This window comes from Vibrio sp. 10N.222.48.A3, assembly GCF_041475345.1.
GTDB classification, from domain to species: domain Bacteria; phylum Pseudomonadota; class Gammaproteobacteria; order Enterobacterales; family Vibrionaceae; genus Vibrio; species Vibrio tasmaniensis_A.
The window spans coordinates 1-1,436 of the sequence record NZ_JBFRVX010001286.1 but is presented as its reverse complement, the minus strand read 5'-3'; the positions used below and the strand labels follow the sequence as shown (position 1 = coordinate 1,436).

The 1,436-nt window shown below is 46.4% G+C and carries 1 protein-coding gene; it reads right to left on the bottom strand.

From position 1 onward, the window contains the following. Window positions 1-1,436 (bottom strand): VCBS domain-containing protein (locus AB4653_RS25730; RefSeq protein WP_372105646.1); only part of this gene is annotated, 1,436 nt, incomplete at both ends.

The following is a 1,436-nucleotide window of genomic DNA, read 5'->3' as shown; positions in this document are numbered from 1 at the left end:
TGTTGAACCATCGTAAATAGTGACTTTCGAGAATGGAATATCAGTGTGTCCGGTAATCGTTGGCGTAGTGTCGTTGGTAAGGTTGTCAGTGTTCGACGAACCCGAGTCACTCGTTGATGCCAAATTCAATGTCACCGAGTTTGTTGGCGCTACGTTGGTGATCATTAGCAAGGTTGGTAGTGTCGTTGTAACCGTAGGTTGTTGAGGCACTGTGGTTGATATTACTAGGCCACCCGTTGGTGACATGGTGACATGTCCCGAGGCATCAAAGGTGATGAATTTCGAATCTTCAGTATGGCCGTCACTGACTTTTACTTCGAATACATCGACACCATGATAGGAGTTGGTGGCAGAGTTATAACTCATTCCTGTGATAGACGTATTTGGTGTGTAGATGTAGTCACCAGTGTCTGGGTCGACCGACAATGAACCGAATTGACCGTTAGAACTAACGACAGAGAAGGTATGAGTGTCATTAGTGTCTAAATCTGTCTCTGTTAATGTACCTGCTGCTGTTGATGTTTGGTTAACGCCGAGAATCGGTGCGTCATTGGTTCCGGTAATGGTAACCACGATATCATGGTGCGTGCCATCTGCAGATTGAACCGTGATGGTTTCAGTGTCTGTCTGACCTTCGCTAAGCTGTTGAACTATAGGATGGTTGTTGTCAAGGTCGTAAGTCCAGTGACCATTTACATCGATATGAGCGTGCCCATAGCCTTTGCTTCCGGCTATTCCAGCTCCACCCTGTACCGCGGTAAACCCTGCGGTTCCATCAGGGTCACTCGCCGTCAACGTACCTGAAGCTTGAAGTGTTATGTCTTCTTTTGCCACTCCTGTGGAGTCTCCACTGAATGTTGCAGGGTCAGCGACACTCGCTATATTAATGAGTATTGACCCTTCTTTTGAATCAAGATGACCATCGTTTGCGGTAAATTGCACCGCCCCTAATCCGCTGACACCAGAACTAAAGTAGTTGTGAGTTGGGGTGAAGATGAGTGATGAAACGTCGGAGGCGCTGACGTCATCACCAACATTCACTGTGGTGCCATTCAGCGATAACACGCCATGGGCGACATTGGTAATCGTGATGTGGTTTAACGCATCTCCATCAATATCAGAATATTTAAAGTCTGCGGTGGTGAACGCATGAGGCTTATCTTCTAAAGAACTAATAAAACTCGATCCAACGATAGGTGCATCATTGACCGCATTGACATCCACTACCATCGTTGCGCTTGCCGAATTTTTATGGCCATCATTCGCAGTAAATGTAAATTGCGCATAGTTGGCGCCGTTTTCATTATTGCTCGGCGTGAAAGTTAAATGGCCTGCGTCTAAGTCAGCCTTGCTGATTTGCTGGTTGGCGGTTACGACGTTACCGTTTAAAAGTAATAATCCATGACTCGGTAAGCTGCTAATAGTCACGAACTGTA